The sequence below is a fragment of the Streptomyces sp. NPDC051109 genome (genome assembly GCF_044455885.1).
Lineage (GTDB): Bacteria > Actinomycetota > Actinomycetes > Streptomycetales > Streptomycetaceae > Streptomyces.
Genome location: NZ_JBITFF010000038.1, coordinates 1 through 22,061 on the forward strand (window position 1 = coordinate 1; position 22,061 = coordinate 22,061).

Below are 22,061 nucleotides of genomic sequence, written 5' to 3' on the forward strand. Positions count from 1 at the left end.
GACCCGAGGCCCTACGTCTGGACCAAGACCGCAGACGAGATCCTCGAACGCCTCGCCAGCTATCTGAACAGAATTCCTGACTCAGAAGACTAGGGAGGGTCGTCAAAGTCCCGTCTGGCCGGCCGGGCGGCCGACGCCACTTTGACGACACCCCTGGGCGGACCGCATCACCGACCCGTCACCCGCACGTCATTCGAAGACCGACGCGCAGGTGGTCCGGGTCGCGTGCGCCGGGTCGAGGGAGTTGACCGCCTCGTGCCAGGCGATCCGGTCGGTGAGCCCGATGGCCACGTGCTCGGAGAGGTCCAGCGAGCACAGGTCCTGGAGCACGACGTTGCGTACGTTGGAGCCGGTCCCCTGGAGGAAGGCGCTCCGGTACGGCGTGACGACCTCGTCGTACTTCGTCGCGATGACCGTGTACTGGACCCCGGGGACGGTGTCCCCGCCCGCGTTCAGCTTGGTGACGAACGGCGATCCGGCGATCTGGTCGGCCAGCCCCGGGGTCGCCGAGCTGATCAGGTCCTCGGCGCCGGGGAAGTACGGGAGCAGCTGGGTGAGGCCGTCCAGGGTGGTTCCGTGGTTGTCGGGGGCGAGCCCGATCAGGGCGTTGACCTTGGGGGCGCCGCCGAGGAACTTGAGGTAGTAGTTCGGCATCATGCCGCCCTGCGAGTGGCCGACGATGTCGGTCTTCGGGGCCCCGGTGGAGGCCAGCACCTTGTCGACGAACACCTGGAGCTGGCCGGCCGACTTGTCGATGGGGCCGAGCCCGTTGAACAAGGGCACGCCGGGCAGTTGCCCGTAGTCGAGCGAGTAGACGCAGTACCCGCGGTGTACGAGGTACGGCGCGAACCCGAGCCAGTTGTCGACGGAGTTGCCGAACGTGCCGTGGACGAGGACGACCGGGCGCGGATGGGCGGCGGAGGGCTTGCAGGACCAGTCGTTCCAGCCGCTGCTGGGTGCGGACGCGGCCTGCGCGGCGCCGGTGGGGGCGACGAGGGCGGCGGCGGCGAGGGTGAGGACGGCCAGCGGGCGGAGCAGGCGTCGCCAGTGCAGCATCGAGTGATCTCCTTGCGGGTCAGGGAAATACGTGGGGGTTCGTCCCGTGATCCGGATCACAAGGGGGCTGCTTCCCGCCAAATTACGGGTGAGTAGCAAGACTTGGAAGTTACGCGTCAGTAAAAAATGCGTGTCCCGGGAGGCGGAGGAGTACGCGGAGGAGTAGGAGCGGCGCAGCACGCGGAGGGGCAGGCCTGCGCCTGGCGCCCCCAGGGGTGTCAGGCGGCCTTGTGGAAGGTGGCCGCCGGGCGGACCGTGCCCGGGCCGAAGCGGGCGTTCGCCCGGTCGACGGCCGCCTCCACCGTCAGCCGGGCCTCGCGGACCGGGTCCAGCGAGATCTGCCGGGACGCCCGCCCGGCGTCCGTGAGGTCCTCGGCGCGCAGCACCATGCCGGTCAGCCGGGCCCGTTGCAGCCCGGCCGCGTCCAGCAGGCGGTACGCCGCCGCCCGCAGGTCCTCGTCGTGCCCGGACGCCTCGGGGAGCCGCCGGGTCCGCTCCCAGCGGGTGCCGCCGGCGAACTGCAGCGTCAGCGACAGGGCCCGGGCTGCCTGGCGGCGGCCGCGCAGCACCGCGCCCAGCCGGACCACCAGGGAGAGGAGCACGGCCCGGGCGTGCGGGCCGTCGAGCTCGTGCCGGGTGAAGCCGCTGCGGACGGCGGCCGACGGGGGCAGGTCCTTCGGGGTGACGGGGCGCGGGTCGATCCCGCGGGCGCGCTCCGCTGCCAGCCGGCCCGCCCGCTGCCCCAGGATCCGCTCGACGGTGCCCGGGGGGACGGCCGCGACCGCGCCGACCGTGTGCAGCCCGTACCCGCGAAGCGCCTCCGCCTGCTTGGGGCCGATGCCGTGCAGGGCCTCCACCGGCAGCGGCCCCAGAAAGACCTCGGCCCCGCCCTCGGGCACGGCCAGGACCCCGCCGGGGCCGGGCACCCGGGCGGAGGCCGTCGCCGCCACCGCCCAGGTCCCGGCGACCCCGATCCGTACGTCGGTGCCGAGCCGCGCCAGCGCGCGCAGCCGCACCAGCTCGGCGATCCGGCCGGCGTCCGCGCCGAAGTACCGCCGGGCGCCGCGTACGTGCACCAGCGCCGCCCGGGGCGGCAGGGCCTGCACCGTCGGGGAGAACTCCCGCAGGAGTTCGAGGACTTCGCGGTACCCCTCCTCGGTCAGCCCCGGTGCACACCGCACGTGCAGGACGCCGTTCACGGGGGTCATCCCGCGCTCCCCGGGCTGGAGTGCCACAGCTTGCGGCCGGTGGCTGCGCGGTCGCCGGGCGGCTGGAGGTCGGCCCACGGGTTCATCTCGTACCCGGTGGACAGGTGGATGCGGCGCCCGGAATCGGCGGAGCCTGCCGCGCCGGCGGCACCCTCGGCGCCCCCTGCACCCCCGGCGGCGCCCGGCAGCGGCTCCGCCAGGCGGGCCGCGACCGCGTCGAGGCCGCCCGCCGCCCGCAGTTCCACCAGCTCGGCCAGGTCCCAGGCCGCCGCGCCGACCACGCTCAGGCTCTGCGGTCCGCGCCGCTGGACGACACCGCGCACGAGCAGCAGGAACGAGTGGAAGACGGTGTGCGCGCACGCCTCGTGGCTGTCGTCGAAGAAGGCCAGGTCGACCAGGCCCGTCCCGTCGTCCAGCGTGGTGAAGATGACCCGCCTCCCGGAGCGGATCGGCGGGGTCTGGGTGGCCGCCTTGGCCCCCGCGACCAGTACCGTCCGGCCGTGCTCGACCTCGCGCAGCCTGCGGGCAGGGACCACCCCCAGCTCCGCGAGGAAGGCGTGGTGGCCCCCCATCAGGTGCCGTGAGGCGTCCATGCCGAGCACGCCCAGCTCCGCGCTGAGCCGCTCCGCCCCGTTCAGGTCGGGCAGGCCGACCGGGGCCGTGGACCGCCCGCCGTCCAGCGGGAGTTGGACACTGCCCGGCCGGGCCCCCGCCGACCGCTGCGCGCCGTGCAGTTCGGCCACGTGCAGCAGCAGGTCGCGCCGGTTGGCGCCGAAGGCGTCCAGCGCCCCGACCTGGGCGAGCCGCTGTGCGACCGGCCGCCCGGGGTGGGCCCGGTCCCAGAAGTCGCGCAGCGATCCGTACGGCTGTCCGTCCTCGATCCGTCGCGCCTCCGCCTCGCTGATGCCGTGGACGTCGGCCAGGGCCAGCCGGAGCCCCCACACCGGCGGAGCTCCGACCTCGGACACCAGTTCGATGCGGTGGGCCAGCGCCGACCGGTTCACGTCCAGCGGCAGGACCGGCACGCCCCGCCGCCGCGCGTCCGCCAGCAGCAGCCGCTTCGGGTACATCCCCGGGTCGTGCGTGAGCAGCCCGGCGTAGAACGCGGCCGGGTGGTGCGCCTTCAGCCAAGCCGACTGGTACGTCGGCACGGCGAAGGCCACCGCATGTGCCTTGCAGAAGCCGTAGCTGCCGAACGCCTCGACGATCTCCCAGGTCCGGCCGATCACCTCGGCCGAGTAGCCCCGTTCGCCCGCCTTCGCCGTGAACCACACCTTGATCCGCGCCTGCGACTCGGGGTCGGAGAGCCCGCGCCGCACCCGGTCCGCCTCGTCGCGCCCGCAGCCGGTCATGACGTGCACGATCTCGATGATCTGCTCGTGGAAGACCACCACCCCGTACGTCTCGCGCAGCGCCTCCGCCAGGTCCTCGTGCGGGAAGCGGACCGGGGCCCTCCCGTGCCGGGCCTCGATGAAGGGGCGCACCATGTCGGCGGCGACCGGCCCGGGCCGGAACAGCGAGATGTCGACGACCAGGTCGTGGAAGGTCGACGGCTGGAGCCGCCCCACCAGGTCGCGCTGGCCCGGCGATTCGATCTGGAAGCAGCCCAGCGTCTCGGCCGAGCGGATCAGCTCGTACGTCGCCCCGTCGCCCGGCGGCACCTGCGCCGGGTCGTCCAGGTCGAGCTCCTCCCCCGTACCGCGCCGGATCTCCGCGACGGCGTGCGCCATCGCGGACTGCATCCGTACGCCCAGCACGTCGAGCTTGAGCAGCCCGAGCTCCTCCACGTCGTCCTTGTCGAACTGGGACATGGGGAAGCCCTCGCCGCTGGTGGGCACCACGGGGGTGCGGGCGAGCAGCGAGGCGTCGGAGAGCAGCACCCCGCACGGGTGCATGGCGATCCCGCGCGGCAGCGCGTCCAGCGCCTCGACGAGCTCCCACAGCCGCCCGTGCTCCTCGCCGCGCACGTCGCGCAGTTCGGGGAGCTCGGCCAGGGCCGCGCGGGCGTCGCGGGCCCGGATGTGCGGGAAGGCCTTGGCCAGCCGGTCGACGGTGGCCGGGTCCATGGACAGGGCGGCGCCGACGTCACGGATCGCGTGCCGGACCCGGTAGGTCTCGGGCATGGAGACGGTGGCGACGCGTTCGGTGCCGAAGCGGTCGATGATCCGCCGGTAGACCTCCAGCCGGCGGGCGGACTCCACGTCGATGTCGATGTCGGGCAGGACGTGGCGGCGCTTGGACAGGAACCGCTCCATCAGCAGGCCCTGCTCGACGGGGTCGGCGTGGGCGATGCCGAGGAGGTGGTTGACGAGGGAGCCGGCGCCGGAGCCGCGGGCGGCCACCCGGATGCCCATCTCCCGTACGTCGTCCACGACCTGGGCGACCGTCAGGAAGTACGAGGCGTACCCGTGGTAGGCGATGATGTCCAGCTCGTGGTGCATCCGCTCCCAGTACGCGCGGTCGTCGGCGTAGCCGCGCAGCACCATGCCCGCGGAGGCCCGGGAGGCGAGGACCCGCTGGGCGGTGCGGTGGGCCGCGCCGACGAGGTGGGCCTCGGGGAAGTGCACGGAGCCCATGCCGAGGTCGTCCTCGGGGTCCACCGCGCACGCCTCGGCGGTGCGCCGGGTCTGCGCGAGCAGCCGGCGCGCGTCGGCGGGGCCGAGGCCCGCGGCCCGGGCGATGCGGTCGGCGGCCTCGGCCATGGCGGCGGGGTCCTTGAGCCAGCGCTCGCCGCCGTCGAGACCGCGGGGGTCGACGGGGACGAGCCGGCGGGCCGCGTCGAGGACGTCGGCGACGGGCCCCTGGCCGGGATCGGCGTACCGGACGGCGTTGGTGAGCACGGCCGGGACGCCCTGCTCGGCGGCGAAGCCGACCGTACGGGCGGCCAGGCGCAGCGAGCCGGGGCCGGTGCCGGTGCGGCCGTGGTCGACGGCCTCCAGGCGGAGGGAGTCCCCGTAGACCTCCCGCCAGGGCGCGAGCAGCCGGGCGGCCCGGTCCGGACGGCCGGCGGCCAGCGCCCGCCCCACTTCGGACCCGGGCCCGAGCAGTACGTACACCCCTTCGCCGCGCAGCTGGGCCCGGGGCAGCACCGGCAGGCCGTCGCCTGCGGCGGCGTGGGCGTGGGCGGCGGTGACCATACGGCACAGCTCGGCCCAGCCGGCGGCGCCGTCGCGGGCCAGGAAGGTGGCCCGGGGTGCGGACTCGTCGACGAAGGCGCCGCCGACGACGGGGGTCCGCCGGCGGCGGGAAGCCTCGCCGGAGCCGGCGGGGCCGGCCGAGCCGCCCGGTCCGCCCGGCCCCGCGGAGCCCCCCGGCCCCGCGGAGCCCGCTGCGGGCGACACGGCCAGGTCGACCCCGAACAGCGGCCGGATCCCGGCTTTGGCACAGGCCTTCGCGAACCGGACGGCGCCCGCGAGGGTGTCGCGGTCGGTCAGGGCGAGGGCGTCCATGCCCCGGTCGGCGGCGCGTTCCGCCAGCCGTTCGGGGTGGGACCCTCCGTAGCGCATGGAGAACCCCGAAACGGTGTGCAGATGCGTAAAACCAGGCACCCGCGGCCTCCTGCTTCGCTCGAACGTGAACACCTCCCCCGGTCTCCACAATAGAGCAATTCGAATATCCGTGCGAAACATTCGTTCGATGGCCCTGCTGGTCCGGCCGCCTCCCGCCCGTCATCCATTCGGCCCGCCCCTGCTGCGCCCCGTCCCCCGCACGCCGAGCGTGTGAGACATGACCCAGCCCCCCTCCCCGGCTCCGTCCGCCGGGTTCCTCGCCGAGGTCAAGGACGCCGTGACCGTCCGGGCCGCCCTGCTGCTCGTGGGGGTGCTGGCCCTCCAGCTCGCCTTCGTCACCTCCTACATCGGGGCCTTCCACCGGCCCGTGCCCAGCGAGATCCCGATCGCCGTGGCCGCCCCCGCCCGGCAGGTCGCCGAGCAGTCCGCGCAGCAGCTCGCCGACCTGCCCGGGAAACCGCTCGACCCGCACGCGGTCAAGGACGAGGCCGCCGCGACGGCGGAGGTGAAGAACCGGGACGTGGACGGGGCACTGGTCATCGACCCGGCCCGCCCGACCGACCGGCTGCTGGTCGCGAGCGGGGCGGGCGCCTCGCTCTCACAGGCCCTCGAAGTGGTCGTCGGCCGCGTCGAGCAGGCCCGGGGCCGGGCCGTCCGGGTCGTCGACGTGGCCCCGGCCGCCGCGGGCGACGCACGCGGGCTCAGCGCCTTCTACCTCGTCATCGGCTGGTGCGTCGGCGGCTACCTGTGCGCCGCGATCCTCGCGATCAGCGCCGGAGCCCGGCCCGCCAACTCCCACCGCGCCTTCATCCGGCTCGGCGCGCTCCTGCTGTACGCGATCGCCGCCGGGCTGCTCGGCACGGTCATCGCGGGCCCGGTCCTGGGCGCGCTGCCCGGCGGCATCATGGCCCTGTGGGGGCTCGGCACCCTGGTCGTCTTCGCGGTCGGGGCGATCACCCTGGCCTTCCAGGGGGTGGCGGGCGTCGTCGGCATCGGCCTGGCGATCCTGCTGGTGGTGGTGTTCGGCAACCCGAGCGCGGGCGGCGCCTATCCGTACCCGCTGCTGCCGCCCTTCTGGAGGGCCATCGGCCCGGCCCTGCCACCGGGCGCGGGCACGTACGCCGCGCGCTCGATCACGTACTTCGGCGGCAACGCCGCGGCCGGGCCGATGCTGGTGCTGGCCGCCTGGGCGGTGCTCGGCTCGGCCGTCACCGTGGCCTGCGCGGTCCTCCGCAGGGGCCGCCCGGGGCCCGCCGTGGGCAGCGGCCTCCCGCAGGCCGCGCCGTCCGGTGAGGGTACGGCCGCCCGATGAGCGCCCCGGGCGGCGGCGAGCGCGGCAACAGTGCTCCCATGGGCCGCTTCCTCGCCCCGGAGGAGCACCCGGAGACCTGACCGCGGCTCGGCGCCGGCGGTCCGGACACCCCCTACGCCTTGTGGACCACCTCGCCCGCCACCACCGTCCATCGGGAAGCCGCCGCCGAGGCCGATGATCGTGTCCGGCCGGAACTCGCGCATCAGCGCGTCGCCCGCCCGGACGATGGCCGGCTCCGGATTGGGCTCGACGCGTCGATGACCTGGACGGCGACCGCGCCCTCGCGGCCCCGGAGGATGTCGGTGACCTTCTGCACGAAGCCCAGCGCCACCTCCGTCTTGTCGGTGACGATCGAGACCCGGCTGATGCCGTCCATTCCCCCAGGTAGCGGATCGAGTTGCGCTCGAAGTAGATCTTCGGCCGGACCTTGAACCACTGCATGTTGTTGCGCCGCCCGATCCGCTTGACGTTGACCAGGTTGACCGCGGTGACGTTGTCCGGCGCCGCGTTGCGGCCGTACGAGCCGCAGCCGAGGGTGAGCGAGGGCCCGCCGAAGGTGGTGGGCGAGTTGGCGATGACGCGGACCGCCTTGACCTTCTTCCCGTACTCCGACGAGCACCCCGTCCTCGGCGTGGATGGCGGCGCTGTGCCGCGGTGGACCCGGCCTGCTCCGCGATCCACCGCGCGGACTTGCCGACGACCGCCGCGTTTGAGCCCGGCTGCGGCGCAGTCGGCGGCGTAGGCCGTCGTACGGAAGACGAACTCCTCCAGCTTGGTCTTCTCGGCCGCCGTCACCACGTGGGCGCCGAGCCGCCGGAACTCGGCCATGCCCTGCTCGTAGAACTCGGCGTCCAGGATGACGGCCTGCTCGGAGGCGCAGATCACGCCGTGGTCTCCTCATGTTTCCGATCCGAGCTCCCGGCGCAGTGCCGCAACCACCTCCTTGCCGCTCACCGTCAGTTCCGCCGCCCCCGAGAGCCGGTCAAGGGCCCGCTCTATCCCTCCCGTGCCGCAGAGCCCGCCGGCCGCCCGGCGGAACGCCCGCGCCGCCACCGCCTCGTGCGCGTCCGCCAGCAGGCGCGACACGGGCACCGGCTCCCTGCACCACGGCGACGGGTGCAGCCCCTCCCCGTCCGACGCGTACAGATCGGCCACCTCCGTCAGCTCGCGCAGCCGAGCCCGCCGCCTGCCGGTGAGCAGCGCGAGCGCGGTGCTCCGTACGTCCGCCCCCAGCGGCACGCCCAGCGCCCCGGGCCCGCGCCGCGCCTCCTGCTCAGGCACCCCCGCGTCCACGAGCGGGGTCAGCGTGGTCAGCCCGGCCGCCGTTTCCCGGGCCAGCGACGGCACCGTGCCGTAGAGCAGGCCCCAGGCTTCTGCCAGGCGGCGCTCCCAGCGCTCGGCCCCGGCCGGGTCCAGCCTCGGTGCGGGTGGCAGGGCGAAGCAGCCCCGGTCGGGGTCCAGGTCCTCCAGTGCCAGGGGTACCGGGGGCGCATCCGGCCCGGCTCCGCCCGCCAGGACCCGGACCGGCTGCCAGTCCGGACTCTCCCCGCCCGGCCCGAAGTTCCGTACCCCGGCCGCCCTCCGTACGGAGAACCCCTCCGCGGTGGCCCGGAGCTCCGCCCGCCCCGGATCTGCGCGCAGCAGTCCCAGGGTGGGCACATACAGGCCGCCGCCCGCGAGGACCACGGGCGCGGGCAGATCCAGCCTTCCGCGCAGCACGGCCGCGGCTGCCAGCACGGACAGCCTGTGCGCGGGCTCCGCACCCGGCGGCCTGCCCCGCCGTACGGCGTCCAGGGCGGCGAGCAGCCAGGTGCGGGTGTACGGGTGGTCCAGGACGGCGGCCAGTGCGTCCGGCGCCGCGGCCTCGACGGCCGTGACCAGCCCCCAGGCCCGCTGCCAGTCCGCATCGCCACGCCCGCTCAGCTCGGCGTGCAGCCGGACCAGGAGCACCCGGGTCAGCTCCTGCTGGGCGGCAGCGAGCGCGGCCGGATCGGTGACCTCCGGGGCGACGTCGGCTTGGGCGGTGCGCTGCTCGACGCCCTCCACCAGCACCTTCAGGTCGGTGCAGTAGACGGACGGATTGTCGAAGCCGTTCGCGGAGCGGTAGCGGTGCGCGTAGAGGCCGCCGCCACAGGAGCGCACCACCGGGCAGGCGCGGCACTCGGCACTGACGCCCGCGAGGCCCAGCTGCCGGGCCTGGATTTGGGGGTGGGCGGCCACATCGTCGAAGGCGTGCCGGAAGACGTCGAAGCCGGTGGCGGCGGCTCCCTCGTGGGCGGTCTTGAGGGAGTCGGCCTGCTCCAGGGTGCCGTCAGTCTCGACGACGACCAGGTCGGTGGGGGTAAGGCCTAAGGACTCGGTCAGGCTCGGCCCGCCCCGCAGGGTGCTCAGCAGCGAATCGAAGAGCCGAACGGGCACCGGCCGGCCTAGGCCGTCCCAGCGGTCGAAGAGCCTCAGCAGCCAGCGGGCGTAGGCGTCCGGGCGCCCGTCGGGCCGGGGCGGGGGTGCCTCCCACGTGGCGTGCGGCAGCAGGAAATCGATGCGCGGCGGTGCGAGCGCGAGGAGCGCATCGAGCACTGCGTCCGGGTCGTTCCGCACGTCGATCGTGCACAGCAGCCCCTGGTAGAGGGGGCGGTGGCGATCCTCGCCCAGGAGGCGGACCGCGTCGAGCACGCGGGCGTGGCTGCTGCGGCCGTTCGCATAACGGCGGTGCCGGTCGTTGGCGGCGCGGTCCCCGTCGAGGGAGACCCCGACGCCCACCCCGTACTCGGTGAACAGCGCGAGCATGGCCTCGTCCAGCCGCAGGCCGTTGGTGTGGATGCGCAGATCAAGGGTCGCCACCCCGTCGAGGGCCCGGGTGAGCGCCTCGCACAGCCGGCGCAGCCGGGCGGGTCCGGCCAACAGCGGCTCTCCGCCGAGGAGGATGACGGTCACCGACGGCAGTGCGTGGGCGCGCGCGTGCTGGGCAAGCCGCTCGGCCAAGTGTTCGATGACCGCTTCGGGGATCACCGCGGGCCGTTGCCGCCAACTCTGGTCCGCGTGCTCGTAGATGTAGCAGTGATCACATGCGAGATCGCATCTGCTGTGCACCTTGACCACGAACTCACGGAACGGAACGAGGGCTGCGGCGGGGCCGGCGCCGGTGGCCTCCATCGCGACGGGGCGCCCCGCTCAGAGGGAGGAGTTGAAGGTGACCGTCCGGACCGTGGGGGCGGCGCCCCGGCCGGGCAGCAGCCGGTCGATGAGCCGGTCGGACTCCGCGCCGCCCCGCGCGGCGAGGGAGGCCAGGGAAGTCCTCGCGGGCCGGCCGTCATGCCCCTCGTCCACCACTTCACCTGCGGAATGCTGGTTCTGAATGGTCGTCACGGTTCACCCTCCGGGTCGTGGCTGTGCTTCCATCAGGACATCGAGAGAGCAGTCGGGGTGAGACTAGGGACATCCGCAGGGAGGCGGTAGACCGCGTGCGGAGGCGTGGTGCGCGTCGAAGTGAGGGCAGAGGGCGGCCGCAGGCCCGTCGCCGAGGACTGGGAACCCGGACGGGCTCCCTTCCTGCTGGACGATGCCACCCGGGCAGCCGCCTCGGAACCGCCTTGGGCCCGGACACCTCCGCCGTCGTGGGCCGCTCCGGGGGCAGTCCGCACGCACTGGCCTGCGCGGCGCTGCTCCTGGGATCCGCTGTGCGCGTCGGGTGCGGAGCCACCCCGCGCGGAACGTGCACCGGCCATGCGCTGCCCCGACACCCCCGAAAGGTGAGCCCCCGCCCGTGAGTTGGCGGGGGCTCATTGTGCCGCAGGGCGGACGGGTCAGTACACGCTCACGCCGTAGGCGTTGAGGGCCTCGACGGCGGGTTGGAAGAAGGTGGTGCCGCCCGAGGTGCAGTCGCCGCTGCCCCCGGAGGTCAGGCCGATGGCGCGGCTGCCGGAGTAGAGCGGGCCGCCGCTGTCGCCGGGCTCGGCGCAGACGTTGGTGCGGATCATGCCGTAGACGATGTCGCCGCCGCCGTAGTTGACGGTGGCGTTGAGGCCGGTCACCGAGCCGCTGTGGGTACCGGTGGTGGAGCCGCGCCGGCTGACGGACATCCCGACGGTGGCGTTGGCGGCACTGGTGATGTCCTGGCTGCCGACGGTGCCGGGCGGGACCGGCGAACTGCTGGCGTACTTGATCAGGCCGTAGTCGTTGGTCGGGAAGCTCGATCCGACGGTCGAGCCGACGGTGGTGGTGTGCGAGGAGTTCGTCCACCAGGTGCCGGCGCCGTCGGTGCAGTGCCCGGCGGTCAGCACGTAGTACGTGTTCCCGCTGCGCACGTTGAAGCCGAGCGAGCAGCGCCAGCCCGAGGTGTAGATGGCGTCGCCGCCGGAGATCAGCTTGCGCAGCTTGCCGGGGGTGCGCTCGATGCGCAGGGCCGCGGCATCGGCTCCGGCCTCGGCACGGATCTTGGAGATGTCCGCGGCGGAGACGGTGGAGTCGGCGGTGACCACGAGGGTTCCGCTGGCGGGGTCGGTGTACCAGGCGGTGCCGGCGACGTCGGCACGCTGGACGGAGGCTCCGGCCGCGGCGAGCCGCGCCGCGCTGAAGCCGCTGTCCGCGCTCGCCGCGGTGGGGGCGGCGAGCCCGGCGACGGCCGCCAGGCCGGCGGCCACGGCGAGCAGCCGGGTACGGGTGATGCTCTTGATCCTCACTTCTCGTCCTCCCGGGAGGGATCGGGGGCCCGGCGGACAGTGGGGGGCGCCGGAGCCCGTGAGGCGCAGCCGGGGGTACGGCGGGCGCACAGGATTTCGTCGTGCCCCTGACAAGCCCCCGGAAGGCGCTGTCGGGAGTGTCTCGGCGTCAGATTCGGGCGGCAAGGGCATCTTTCAGCCTCCGCTCGCCCGCCGCGACCTCGAAGGGCAGGGTGTTCCCCGGTGGTGGGAACGGGCAGATGAAGTGATCCGCGAAGGCGCAGGGCGGCAGCACGGTCCGGTTGAAGTCCACGGTGATCGAGCCGTCCACGGGGTCCGGAACCCCGGGCCTGAGGAAGCGGAAGCGGTAGCTGGAGCTCCCTCCGGTGGCGTCGCCGATCACGGCCCACAGGCTGCCGTCGTCCTCGTCGACGGCGACCTGGAGGGTGTGCTCGGCGCCCCGGTACGCGAAGCTCAGCTCGCCGCCGAGGCCGAGCCCGCGCGCCCGCCCGTCGGCGTTCGCCACCTGGACGGTCCGGTCCTCGCCGTACGGCCGGAAGCGCCCCGGCAGCACGAAGTCCGGTTCGTACGGGGTGGCCTCGATGCCGGCGAAGGCCCGGCGCGCCGCGGAGGCGGGATCGAAGACCCGGACCGCCCACTCCCCCTCGCGCCGGATCACGGTGATCCGGAGGTCGCGGGCGGCGGCGACCCGGGAGTGCGCGGGCGGGGCCTCGTCGGCGGCGAGGACGGCGTCACCGGTGAAGGGCTCGCCGTCGAGACTGAGGCCGTCCTCGGCGGAGGCGCTCAGCGCCACTCCGCCGCCGGTGGCGCGCCAACGCCCCGGAACGGCCGGAATTCGACCTTCCGGGTAGTCCGAGAGCCAGTGGGTGCCGATGAGGGAGAGGGGGCCGTAGGGGGCCGAGACGGAAGCCACCCGATGCTCGTGCCATTTCCGCCAGGCGGTCTTCGGATCGTCTGCGTCATCTGCGTCATCGCTCATGCCGCTCACCCCTTCCACACGGGCCCGGACGGGAATCTCCCTGTACGCCGTCCGGCCCCGTGCGCGTCTGACGGCCCCTCAAGCCCCGCCGGCCGACCCTCGGCCGACCCGGCCGCCCCCAGGCCGCCAAAAGCCCTCGCCGGCCCCGGCGGACTCAGCAGTCGCAGGAGCAGCAGTCGCAGCCGTCACAGCTGCAGCAGTCGCAGCAGCCGCTGCAGTCGGGGCAGCCGTTGCCGCAGTCGCAGGCATCGCACCACGCGTCCCGCTTCTTGCGGGACCACGGGCCCTCGTGGTCGGTGCAGCACAGCTGGCAGGTGCAGAACAGCCCGATCGCGACCGCGCAGCCGGCCAGCAGTCCGCGGCGCGGCTTCTGCGGGGGCAGCCCGCCGCCGGGGCCCATGGGCGGCCCGGGTGTCCACGGCCCGCCGGGCCCGCCCGCGCCGCCGCCGTACGGGTTCCCGCCCTGGCCGCCGTACGGACCGCTGCCGTACGCACCGCCGCCGTACTGGCCGCCGCCGTACGCACCGCCGCCGTACGGGCCCGCCTGGCCCGGGCCGTGGCCCTGGGGCGGCGCCCCGTGGCCGCCCTGGCCGGCGGCGTTCATGCCGGCCCGCCCGCCCGGGTGCGCGCAGCCGGTGACCCCGAAGGCCCGGTCCACCGAGCTCTTCAGCTCGTGCACGAGCAGCCGGTGGGCCAGCCCGGCGTCCGCGAACTCCACCTCGCGCAGCGCCAGCCTGATGCCGTGCAGGGCGTCGTCGGCCAGCCTCCGGGCCTCGGCGAGGGGGGTCCCGGTGGCCGTCAGCGGGTTCCAGGCACCCGCGGCGGCGTCCGCGGCCTGGTCCTCGACGGCGTCCAGCAGGTGCGCGAGGCGGCCGAAGTAGCGGCCCGCCTCGGCGAGCGCGGGAGCGTTGCCCGGCCGTCCGGCCAGCTGCGCGGTATGGGCGAAGGCGGCGGCGGTCGCGGTCTCCGTCGGCTCGGTCACCACGAGCACCGGCGTGCCGGGCCCGGCGAGCGTCTCGATGCCCTCCTGCCGGTCCACGGCGTCCACGAGGACGGCCGTGTCGAAGCCGAGCGAGGCCCCGGCGCGGGCTCCGGCCCGGTCCCAGCCGCGGGCCACCCGGCGCGCGGCGGCGGCGATCGGCGCGCGGGCCAACAGCCCGTCCCGGTCCGCGACGTGGTCCCGCACCTTCGCAGAGGCGAGGACGAGCGAGACGGCCGCCGCGAGCCGCGCGCCCTCCCCCTTGGCCACCGCCGCGGTCCGCATCCCGCGCAGCGGGCAGGGGCCCGCGGTGCGCCGGGAGCCCGGAGCCGGCCCTGACTGAGCCTCCGTCAGAACGGAGACGAGCAGCCCGTCGTAGTTGGTCACGATCCGGGCGAACTGTCCGTGGTCCGCGCGAAGTGCCAGGCACAGCCCGCAGAGATGGGCCATCCACTCGGTCTTGAAGCGCTCCCCCAGCCGGTGCGTGCAGGGTCTGACGATGCCGAACAAACCGGTCCCCCGTGTGTCATACGCGTGCGTGATGCGCATCGTATCGAGCCTGATCGTTCACCCGTACGTCCGCTTCGGTCACCCACACGGCGGCAGCAGTCGTATTTTCACTCAGTCAGCAGCGGTACCCGTCAGCGAGCTTGACGGTGCAACGGATGTTCTGCACCAGTACCGTCACGAAAACCCTGCGCGGCGGCTATCCACTTGGCGCGTTGTCAGCATCATGGACGACCATAGGGGCAGCGGAGAGAAGACAACTGACCGCGGTGAAAGGAGGCGTCCATGGGTTCGGTACGCAAGGCGAGTGCCTGGTTGGGTCTCGTGGAGGACAACGACGACGAGCGTTACTACGACGACGACTACGTGGAGGCCGCACAGGGCTCCGTCTCGGGCCCCGGCGACCAGTGGGTCACCGACCCCCGGGTCAAGGTCGCCTCGGAGTCGGCCGTCGAGCAGGGCCGGCGGATCGCTACGGTGACCCCCGACGGCTTCCGTGACGCGCGCGGCATCGGCGAGCTGTTCCGCGAGGGCGTCCCGGTCATCGTGAACCTGTCGTCCATGGACCCGGCCGACGCCAAGCGCGTGGTCGACTTCGCGGCCGGCCTGACCTTCGGCCTGCGCGGCTCGATCGAGCGGGTGGCGACCAGGGTCTTCCTGCTGACCCCGGCCGACACCCAGATCGTGAGCGGCGAGCCCGCCGGCCGCTCGCGCGACTTCTTCAACCAGAGCTGAGCAGGGCCCTCACCGGAAGGCGTCGAGCCCGGTGAGCGCCTTGCCCAGCACCAACTGGTGCATCTCGACGGTGCCCTCGTAGGTGAGCACCGACTCCAGGTTCGTGGCGTGCCGCATGACGGGGTATTCGAGCGAGATCCCGTTGGCACCGAGGATGGTCCGCGCGGTGCGGCAGATGTCGATGGCCTCGCGGACGTTGTTGAGCTTGCCGAAACTGATCTGCTCCGGCCGCAGGGTGCCAGCGTCCATCCGCCGGCCCAGGTGGTGGGCGAGCAGGATGCCCTTGTGGAGTTCCAGCGCCATGTCGGCGAGCTTCGCCTGGGTGAGCTGGAAGCCGCCGATGGGCTTGCCGAACTGCTCCCGCGTCTTCGCGTAGTCGAGCGCGGCCTCGAAGCTGGCGCGCGCCGCGCCCATGGCCCCCCAGACGATCCCGTACCGCGCGTGGCTGAGGCAGCCCAGCGGCCCCTTGAGCCCGGTGACCCCGGGAAGCACCGCGTCCGCGGGCAGCCGTACGTCGTCCATGACCAGCTCGCTGGTCACGGAGGCCCGCAGCGACCACTTGTGCTTGATCTCGGGCGCGGAGAACCCGGCCGAGTCGGTGGGGACCGCGAAGCCGCGGATCCCCTCGTCGGTCTGTGCCCACACCACGGCCACGGCCGCGACGCTGCCGTTGGTGATCCACATCTTGCGCCCGTTGAGCACCCAGTCGCTGCCGTCGCGCTTGGCGTACGTGCGCATGGCGGCCGGGTCGGAGCCGATGTCGGGCTCCGTGAGCCCGAAGCAGCCGATCAGCTCGCCGGCGGCCATGCCGGGGAGCCAGCGCTGCTTCTGCTCCTCGGAGCCGTACTTCCAGATCGCGTACATGGCGAGGGAGCCCTGTACCGAGACGAGGGACCGGATCCCGGAGTCGGCGGCCTCCAGTTCGAGGCAGGCGAGTCCGTACTGGACGGCGGAGGCCCCGGCGCAGCCGTACCCCTCCAGCGACATCCCGAGTGCCCCGAGCGTCCCGAGTTCTCTCGCCAGCTCCCGGATCCCGGGCAGCTCGCCGCTCTCGTACCACCCGGCGATGTGCGGCAGCACCCGCTCGGCGGCCCAGTCGCGCACGGTGTCGCGGATGGCGAGGTCCTCGGGGGCGAGGAGCTCGTCGATCCCGAGCGGATCGGTGGGTACGAAGGGCACGGCGCCTCCTGGTGCGGACCTGCGGTTCGAAACCTAGCGGTGCAAGTTTGTCCTCGCGGCCGCCCGCGGTCCACCCCCCACCTGCCGGGCCGGCCGTCAGGCCGGGCGGGCGGCCGGGCCCCGGTCCGGCGTCGACGCCGGAGCCTGCACCGGCGCCGCAGCCGGGGTGCGCACGGCGTCGGGGCCCGCCTGGGCGGGGAGGTGGACCGGCTCCGGTTCGGGGTCAGGTGCGAGGTCCGGGCACTCCATCACCCGCGGCAGCTTCAGTGCCATCACGGCCCCCGCCAGCAGCAGTCCGGCGCTGACCAGCAGCGTCACGTGCAGCCCGTGCACGAACGAATGCCGCGCCGCCGCGTACAGCGACTGCCCCGCCGCGCCCCCGAGGGACCCCGCGATCTGGTACGCCTCCCCCAGGGAGTTCGCGGCTCCCGCCGCATCCGCCGCCGACACCCCCGGCACGTGCGTCAGCCCCGGCGCGTAGGCCGCGTTCATGACGCTGCCGAGCAGCGCGATGCCCATTCCCGCGCCCAGCTGGTACGAGGTCTCGCCTATGGAGGCCGCCCCGCCGGCCGTGGCCGCCGGCGCCTCGCTCAGCATCGACTCGTACGCCGCGAACAGCGTGGTCTGCAGGCCGAAGCCGAGCAGGATGAACCCGACCGTGAGCAGCACCGGCCGGTCGTGCTGCCCCATGAAGGTCAGCAGCAGCACGGCGAACGCCGTCAGGACGAAGCCCAGCGACACCATCGTCCGCGGCCCGATCCGGGCCAGCGTGTACGACCCGGTGGCGCCGGCCGCCATGGCCGCGAAGGTCAGCGGCAGCAGCCGCAGCCCCGTCTCCAGCGGACTGAGGTGCAGCACCAGCTGCAGGTACTGGACCGCGATCAGCTCCAGCCCGACCAGCGCCAGCATGGCGAGCACGATGCATCCGACGGAAGTCGAGAAGGCGGCGCGCGAGAACATCCGCATGTCGATCAGCGGGTGGGTGCGCCGCTTCTGCCGCCGTACGAAGAAGATCAGCAGCGCCGCGCCCAGCAGCAGCGGCAGCAGCGCCTCGGCGTCGAAGAGCCTGCGCTCCGCGCCGATCCGCTTGACCCCGAGGACGAAGCCGAGCACGCCGGCGGCGGCCATGAGCGCGCCGACCACGTCCCACGGCCCGTCGGCGGAGCCGCGCGACTCCGGCAGCAGCCAGCGCCCCAGCGGCAGGATCAGCGCCATGAGCGGGATGTTGATGAGGAAGACCGAGCCCCACCAGAAGTGCTGGACGAGGAACCCGCCGAGGACCGGTCCGCTGGCCGCGCCGATGGCGGCGACGGCGGTCCAGATGCCGATGGCGAGGGCCCGCTCGCGCCGGTCGGGGAAGACCTGCCGGAGGATCGACAGGGTGGCGGGCATGATCATCGCGCCGCCGACGCCGAGCAGCGCGCGGGCGGCGATGAGCACCTGGGCGTGGTCCGCGAGGGCGGCCAGCGCCGAGGCCGCGCCGAAGAGCCCGTAGCCGAGGAGGAGTATCCGGCGGCGGCCGACCCGGTCGCCGAGGGTGCCGAAGAGGATCAGCAGGGCGGCGCAGACCAGGGGGTAGGCGTCGACGATCCACAGGAGCTCGACCGAACCCGGGCGCAGGTCCTCGGTAACGGAGGGGACGGCGACGTGCAGGATCGTCGCGTCGAGCGCGACGAGGACCAGGCTGACGCACAGGACCGCGAGGACGAGCCAGCGGTTGGCCCCGCCGGAGGCGGCGCGCAGCCGCAGCCGGAAGGCGGCCGCGTTCGTCCCCGACATGCATGTACCTCCCAGGTGATCGCTCGCACTCGGCGGACCAGCGTCTGCGGAGCCACGGCGTTGGTGCACCGTGCGGCGTCCTACGGGGTCCGGCATCGACACGCGAGTGAAGCGTCAGCGTACGCGAGTTCGTCTGTCCGATACGTGGCCAAGCTCTCACCCCGGCGGCGACCCCGGTGTGGTGTGCGCCACTCGCCCCACCGAGCCCTCTCCCTTCCTCTCCCCCCGCGTACACGCGCGGTCACGAACTGTGGTTCTGCGCCGGGGCCCGCGCGGGCGCCACCGATAATCATGCCCGTGGAAGATCTTGGATTTCGCCGGGCCGCGCCCGCCCTGGCCGTCTTCGCGGCGGTCCGGCTGCTCGGGCTGGCGGTGCTCGCGCTCTGGTGCGCGGCCGCCGGCAGCAGCCCGCACACGCTGCTGTCGGCGCGCTGGGATTCGCTCTGGTACGCCCGCATCGCCGCCGAGGGGTACGGGTACGAGGTGCTCCTCCCGAACGGGGACGTGCACTCGAACCTGGCCTTCTTCCCGTTGCTGCCCTGGCTGGAGCGGCTGGTGGCGGCGCCGACCGGGCTGTCGTACGGCTCCGCCGGCCTGGTGGTCTCGGTGGTGGCGGGGCTGGCTGCGGCCTGGGGGGTCTTCGCGGTCGCGGACCTGCTCCACGGCCGCCGGGCCGGGGTGTTCGCAGCGGGGGTCTGGGCCGCGCTGCCCGTCGGGATCGTGCAGTCCATGGCCTACAGCGAGTCGCTGTTCACGGCCCTGGCGGCCTGGGCGCTGTACGGGGCCCTGCGCGGCCGGTGGCTGACGGCCGGCCTGCTCGCGGCCGGGGCCGGGCTGACCCGCCCGGTCGGCGCCGCGGTGGTGGCTGCGGTCTGGGTGGCGGCCGCCCTGGCGTGGCGGCGCGGGGAGCGGACCTGGCGGATGGCGGCGGGGGTCGTACTGGCTCCGCTGGGCGCGGCCGCGTACGTACTGTGGGTCGGGGCGCGCACCGGCGGCGGGCTGCTCGGCTACCTGGACGTGCAGGGCGGCTGGGGCAACGGCTTCGACGGCGGCTGGGCGTTCGCCCGGTTCGTCGGGGCGAAGCTGGCCTCCTCCGCCGCGCCCGCCGGGGTGGGGTTGATCGCGGGGGTCGCGCTGGTGCTGTGGCTGTACTCGCTGTGCATACGGCAGCGCCAGCCGGCCGCGCTCCTCGTCTACTGCGGGATCGTCGTCGCTCTGGCGCTGTGCGCGTCGGGGTACTTCGGGTCCAAGCCGCGGCTGCTTCTCCCGGCGTTCCCGCTGCTGCTGCCGACGGCGGTGGCGCTGGCCCGGTGGCGGACCGGGCGGGCGGTCGCGGTGCTGGGGGCGGCGGCACTGGCCTCGGCGGTGTACGGGGCGTTCTGGCTGAACGGGTCGGGGCCGCCGTAGGGCCCGCCCGGCACCCGCGGCGACCCACGTAACGGAATGGATCATTCCAATCCATCTTTCTGCAAAGTAATTGAGCTGCGGTGATAAAGCGCGGCCGAGTATGCGAAAGAATGGCCAGGGCAATGGATCACGACGCCTCCAACTAATGCCTGAATGCCAGGAATTAAGCACCGCGTGAGACCAACTCCACATCACATGGTCATCACAAAGCCCGTGATTCGACCGGGCCGCCCATCGGCGCGCGGTAACGTCGATTGAGTGCGTACCGACCAAATCCTGACCCGTCTGGAGCGGGTGTTCGCCCGGCTGGACCGGGAACCAGAGCGACCGGCTCATCTGCAAACACCGCAGATGAGCCGGCACCGCGTCGTGCTCCTCGGATCGACCCTCGCGTTCTACCTCGCGATCGTGGTGGCCGTCCTGACCACGTCCTGGCTCGTCCGCCTGGACTGGCAGGTCATGTTCTTCCGGCCCTACGAGCAGTGGCCGCAGCTGCACGCCTTCCTCGACTACCTCGTCGTCCTGGGCCAGCGCGGACCCACCGCGGTCATGGTCGCCGCATGGCTCGGCTGGCGCTCCTGGCGCCAGCACACCCTCCGCCCGCTGATCACCCTCGGCGTGGCGCTGCTCCTGCTCAACATCACCGTCGGCGCCGTCAAGCTCGGCCTCGGCCGGCTCGGTCCGCACTACGCCACGCAGATCGGCTCCGCCGAGCTCTTCGCCGGCGGCGATATATTTCCTTCCGGCCACACCGCCAATGCCGTCGTGACCTGGGGAATCCTGGCCTATCTGGCTTCCACCACGGTCACCCGGCGGGTGCTGTCCGTGGTGTCCGCCACCGTCTCGCTGAGCGTCGGCGCCACCACCGTGTACCTCGGCACGCACTGGGTCAGCGATGTACTGCTCGGCTGGTCCGCGGGTCTACTGATCATGCTGGCGCTGCCCTGGTTCGAGCCGCTGATCGCCGGCGCCGAGGCCCGGGTCTTCGCTCTGCGGGAGCGGCTGCGCCGCCGCCTGGAGACCGGAACCGTGCCCGTCCCGGTCGCCACCGCGCTCACCCCGCTGCTCTCCGCCGGCGGCAAGTGGCAGCTCCGGCTCGCCGGTGACGCCGCCGCGGCCGGCACCGCGGCGGCGGCCGCCGGTCCGCAGGAGCCGGCCGCCGTGCCCGTCCCGGCGGCCGCGCAGGCGGCCGTCGCGGGCCCCGCGCACGCCCCGGTACCCCGGCCCGCGGCGCACATCTCCGGTCGGCCGCACCTGATCCGGTCCGAGCGGACCCCGGTCACGCCGGTCGGCAGCCGCCGCCCCCACACCGAGCGGCCCGCCGGCCGGACCGCGGCCCGACCGGCCACCGGCGGCTGACACCCCGCCGCGTACGACGCCGCAGGCCGTACGAAGAGGCCTGACGCGACACCGCGGGGCGGTACGCACATCCTCACCCCGCACCACCGAGGCGGGCCGGGCCATCACCCGGCCCGCCTCGGCCATTTCGGTGGTTCCCGCAGCGCATCCGACCGGAACGTCAGCGCAGCGCCCGGAGGTTCGTCCGTCCCGGGTCACGCTTGTGTCACGGAATGTCGACAGTCCTTTGACGGGCACTGCTCCATCCGAAGCGCCGCGAAAGCGTCCGCGCGCCATTCTTTTTCCGGCCCGCGACAAGCCGTCCGCACATCCCGTTTCGCATTCCGTCCGGGACCCCCGGAATTTCCCCGGGGATTGCCCCGGCCGCCCGGCGCCGGGGGGTGTGAACCCCCTCGGTTTCCTTACAACTTCTCCACGGCCCGCCCCAGAAGGTCCCGGGCCGCTCTGATCCGCTCCGTCAGCTCCGGCGGCTCCAGCACCTCGAACTCACAGCCGAGCAGCATGACGTGAATGACGAGGACGTCGAGGTTCACGGCCCCCGTGCGCAGCAGGCAGCTGTCGGCGTCGAGCGGCTCCAAGGCCCCCTGGCTCGGCCCCACGATCGCGGCCGCCGCCTCCGCCGACACCTTCAGCCTCAGCACCGCCTTGGCCGCGTACGCGGCCTGCGCCACGCCGCGCGACACGTACGCGGCGAGGTCCTCGGCGGGCGCCGGACGCGGGGTGAAGCGCGGCCCGTGCGGCGGTCGGGGTTCGATCCGGTCGGCGCGGAAGGTCCGCCAGTCCTCCCGCTCGAGATCCCAGGCGACCAGGTACCAGCGCCGCTCGGTGCACACCAGCCGGTGCGGCTCCACCACGCGGCGGCTGACGGTGCCCGCGTGGTCCCGGTAGTCGAAGCGCAGCCGCTCGCTGTCCCGGCACGCGGCGGCGAGCCCGGTCAGCACCGAGGGGTCGACGGTGGCCGGCCCCGGCCCGCGCAGCATCGGCACGGTGAACTCGTTGAGCGCCGACACGCGCCGCCGCAGCCGCCCCGGCAGCACCTGTTCCAGCTTGGCGAGCGCCCGTACGGAGGCCTCCCCGATCCCCTCGACGCCGTTCCCGGCGGCCGTCCGCAGGCCCACCGCGACGGCGACGGCCTCGTCGTCGTCGAGCAGCAGCGGCGGCAGCTCGGCGCCGGCGCCCAGCTGGTAGCCGCCGCCGGTGCCGGGACTGGCGTTCACCGGATAGCCGAGCTCCCGGAGCCGGTCCACATCGCGCCGCACCGTCCTCGGGGTCACGCCGAGGCGCTCCGCGAGATCGGCGCCGGTCCATTCGCGGTGGGCCTGCAACAGGGACAGCAGGCGGAGCAGTCGTGCGGAGGTCTCCAGCATGCCGAG

Annotated in this window: 16 protein-coding genes; 4 read left to right on the forward strand and 12 right to left on the reverse strand. The window is 73.9% G+C overall.

Annotation, left to right across the window (positions count from 1 at the left end):
- Positions 1-189: 189 nt before the first annotated feature.
- From ACIBAD_RS35810 to ACIBAD_RS35820, 3 genes are all read right to left on the reverse strand, one after another.
- Positions 190-1,056, reverse strand: coding sequence for an esterase/lipase family protein (locus tag ACIBAD_RS35810; RefSeq protein ID WP_398911130.1), 867 nt, complete (start codon positions 1,054-1,056; stop codon positions 190-192).
- A gap of 218 nt (positions 1,057-1,274) precedes the next feature.
- On the reverse strand, positions 1,275-2,264 hold the full coding sequence (locus ACIBAD_RS35815; RefSeq protein WP_398911132.1) for a hypothetical protein: 990 nt from the start codon (positions 2,262-2,264) through the stop codon (positions 1,275-1,277).
- Positions 2,261-5,812 carry a DNA polymerase III subunit alpha gene (locus tag ACIBAD_RS35820; RefSeq protein ID WP_398911134.1) on the reverse strand — a complete coding sequence of 1,184 codons (3,552 nt, stop codon included), beginning with the start codon at positions 5,810-5,812 and terminating at the stop codon, positions 2,261-2,263. The genes ACIBAD_RS35815 and ACIBAD_RS35820 overlap by 4 nt, the downstream gene beginning before the upstream one ends.
- A gap of 178 nt (positions 5,813-5,990) precedes the next feature.
- Here ACIBAD_RS35820 and ACIBAD_RS35825 point away from each other — a divergent pair, with 178 nt between their 5' ends.
- Positions 5,991-7,085: a DUF3533 domain-containing protein gene (locus ACIBAD_RS35825; protein ID WP_398911136.1), complete on the forward strand. Its 1,095-nt coding sequence runs from the start codon at positions 5,991-5,993 to the stop codon at positions 7,083-7,085.
- A 202-nt stretch (positions 7,086-7,287) separates the two neighbouring features.
- Here ACIBAD_RS35825 and ACIBAD_RS35830 read toward each other — a convergent pair whose 3' ends face one another.
- The 6 genes from ACIBAD_RS35830 to ACIBAD_RS35855 form a co-directional block, all read right to left on the reverse strand.
- Complete coding sequence (locus ACIBAD_RS35830) at positions 7,288-7,461, reverse strand: hypothetical protein (protein WP_398911138.1); 174 nt, start codon at positions 7,459-7,461, stop codon at positions 7,288-7,290.
- Positions 7,462-7,982: 521 nt separating this feature from the next.
- On the reverse strand, positions 7,983-10,238 hold the full coding sequence (gene fxsBH / locus ACIBAD_RS35835; RefSeq protein WP_398911139.1) for a radical SAM/SPASM protein FxsBH, inactivated beta-hydroxylase extension form: 2,256 nt from the start codon (positions 10,236-10,238) through the stop codon (positions 7,983-7,985).
- An 18-nt stretch (positions 10,239-10,256) separates the two neighbouring features.
- Complete coding sequence (locus ACIBAD_RS35840) at positions 10,257-10,451, reverse strand: hypothetical protein (protein WP_398911141.1); 195 nt, start codon at positions 10,449-10,451, stop codon at positions 10,257-10,259.
- A gap of 437 nt (positions 10,452-10,888) precedes the next feature.
- Positions 10,889-11,764: an alpha-lytic protease prodomain-containing protein gene (locus ACIBAD_RS35845; RefSeq protein WP_134074830.1), complete on the reverse strand. Its 876-nt coding sequence runs from the start codon at positions 11,762-11,764 to the stop codon at positions 10,889-10,891.
- Positions 11,765-11,912: 148 nt separating this feature from the next.
- The gene (locus ACIBAD_RS35850; RefSeq protein WP_398911143.1) at positions 11,913-12,743 is read right to left on the reverse strand and encodes a DUF1684 domain-containing protein; all 831 of its coding nucleotides are present in this window, start codon (positions 12,741-12,743) and stop codon (positions 11,913-11,915) included.
- 154 nt (positions 12,744-12,897) lie between these two features.
- On the reverse strand, positions 12,898-14,232 hold the full coding sequence (locus ACIBAD_RS35855; protein WP_398911173.1) for a DUF5685 family protein: 1,335 nt from the start codon (positions 14,230-14,232) through the stop codon (positions 12,898-12,900).
- A gap of 282 nt (positions 14,233-14,514) precedes the next feature.
- On the opposite strand from ACIBAD_RS35855, the gene ACIBAD_RS35860 reads away from it, so the two are divergent.
- Entirely contained in the window at positions 14,515-14,964 is a 450-nt protein-coding gene (locus tag ACIBAD_RS35860) for a cell division protein SepF (protein ID WP_134074832.1), read from the forward strand.
- 9 nt (positions 14,965-14,973) lie between these two features.
- Here the strand turns inward: ACIBAD_RS35860 and ACIBAD_RS35865 are convergent, their stop codons facing one another.
- Together ACIBAD_RS35865 and ACIBAD_RS35870 are read right to left on the reverse strand one after the other, a co-directional pair.
- A complete protein-coding gene (locus tag ACIBAD_RS35865; RefSeq protein ID WP_398911145.1) occupies positions 14,974-16,143 on the reverse strand; it encodes an acyl-CoA dehydrogenase family protein in 1,170 nt (389 codons plus the stop codon).
- 96 nt (positions 16,144-16,239) lie between these two features.
- Positions 16,240-17,922: an MFS transporter gene (locus ACIBAD_RS35870; RefSeq protein ID WP_398911147.1), complete on the reverse strand. Its 1,683-nt coding sequence runs from the start codon at positions 17,920-17,922 to the stop codon at positions 16,240-16,242.
- A 291-nt stretch (positions 17,923-18,213) separates the two neighbouring features.
- On the opposite strand from ACIBAD_RS35870, the gene ACIBAD_RS35875 reads away from it, so the two are divergent.
- Complete coding sequence (locus tag ACIBAD_RS35875; RefSeq protein ID WP_398911148.1) at positions 18,214-19,329, forward strand: hypothetical protein; 1,116 nt, start codon at positions 18,214-18,216, stop codon at positions 19,327-19,329.
- Between the two features lie 258 nt (positions 19,330-19,587).
- Complete coding sequence (locus ACIBAD_RS35880; protein WP_134074836.1) at positions 19,588-20,688, forward strand: phosphatase PAP2 family protein; 1,101 nt, start codon at positions 19,588-19,590, stop codon at positions 20,686-20,688.
- A 401-nt stretch (positions 20,689-21,089) separates the two neighbouring features.
- On the opposite strand, the gene ACIBAD_RS35885 is transcribed toward ACIBAD_RS35880, so the two are convergent.
- On the reverse strand, positions 21,090-22,055 hold the full coding sequence (locus ACIBAD_RS35885) for a YafY family protein (RefSeq protein ID WP_134074837.1): 966 nt from the start codon (positions 22,053-22,055) through the stop codon (positions 21,090-21,092).
- Positions 22,056-22,061 lie beyond the last annotated feature (6 nt).

Coding starts and splice junctions, on each gene's coding strand:
- ACIBAD_RS35810 (WP_398911130.1), bottom strand. CDS start 1,056: ATGCTGCACTGGCGACGCCTGCTCCGCCCGCTGGCCGTCCTCACCCTC.
- ACIBAD_RS35815 (WP_398911132.1), bottom strand. CDS start 2,264: ATGACCCCCGTGAACGGCGTCCTGCACGTGCGGTGTGCACCGGGGCTG.
- ACIBAD_RS35825 (WP_398911136.1), top strand. CDS start 5,991: ATGACCCAGCCCCCCTCCCCGGCTCCGTCCGCCGGGTTCCTCGCCGAG.
- ACIBAD_RS35830 (WP_398911138.1), bottom strand. CDS start 7,461: ATGGACGGCATCAGCCGGGTCTCGATCGTCACCGACAAGACGGAGGTG.
- fxsBH (WP_398911139.1), bottom strand. CDS start 10,238: ATGGAGGCCACCGGCGCCGGCCCCGCCGCAGCCCTCGTTCCGTTCCGT.
- ACIBAD_RS35850 (WP_398911143.1), bottom strand. CDS start 12,743: ATGAGCGATGACGCAGATGACGCAGACGATCCGAAGACCGCCTGGCGG.
- ACIBAD_RS35860 (WP_134074832.1), top strand. CDS start 14,515: ATGGGTTCGGTACGCAAGGCGAGTGCCTGGTTGGGTCTCGTGGAGGAC.
- ACIBAD_RS35870 (WP_398911147.1), bottom strand. CDS start 17,922: ATGTCGGGGACGAACGCGGCCGCCTTCCGGCTGCGGCTGCGCGCCGCC.
- ACIBAD_RS35875 (WP_398911148.1), top strand. CDS start 18,214: ATGCCCGTGGAAGATCTTGGATTTCGCCGGGCCGCGCCCGCCCTGGCC.
- ACIBAD_RS35885 (WP_134074837.1), bottom strand. CDS start 22,055: ATGCTGGAGACCTCCGCACGACTGCTCCGCCTGCTGTCCCTGTTGCAG.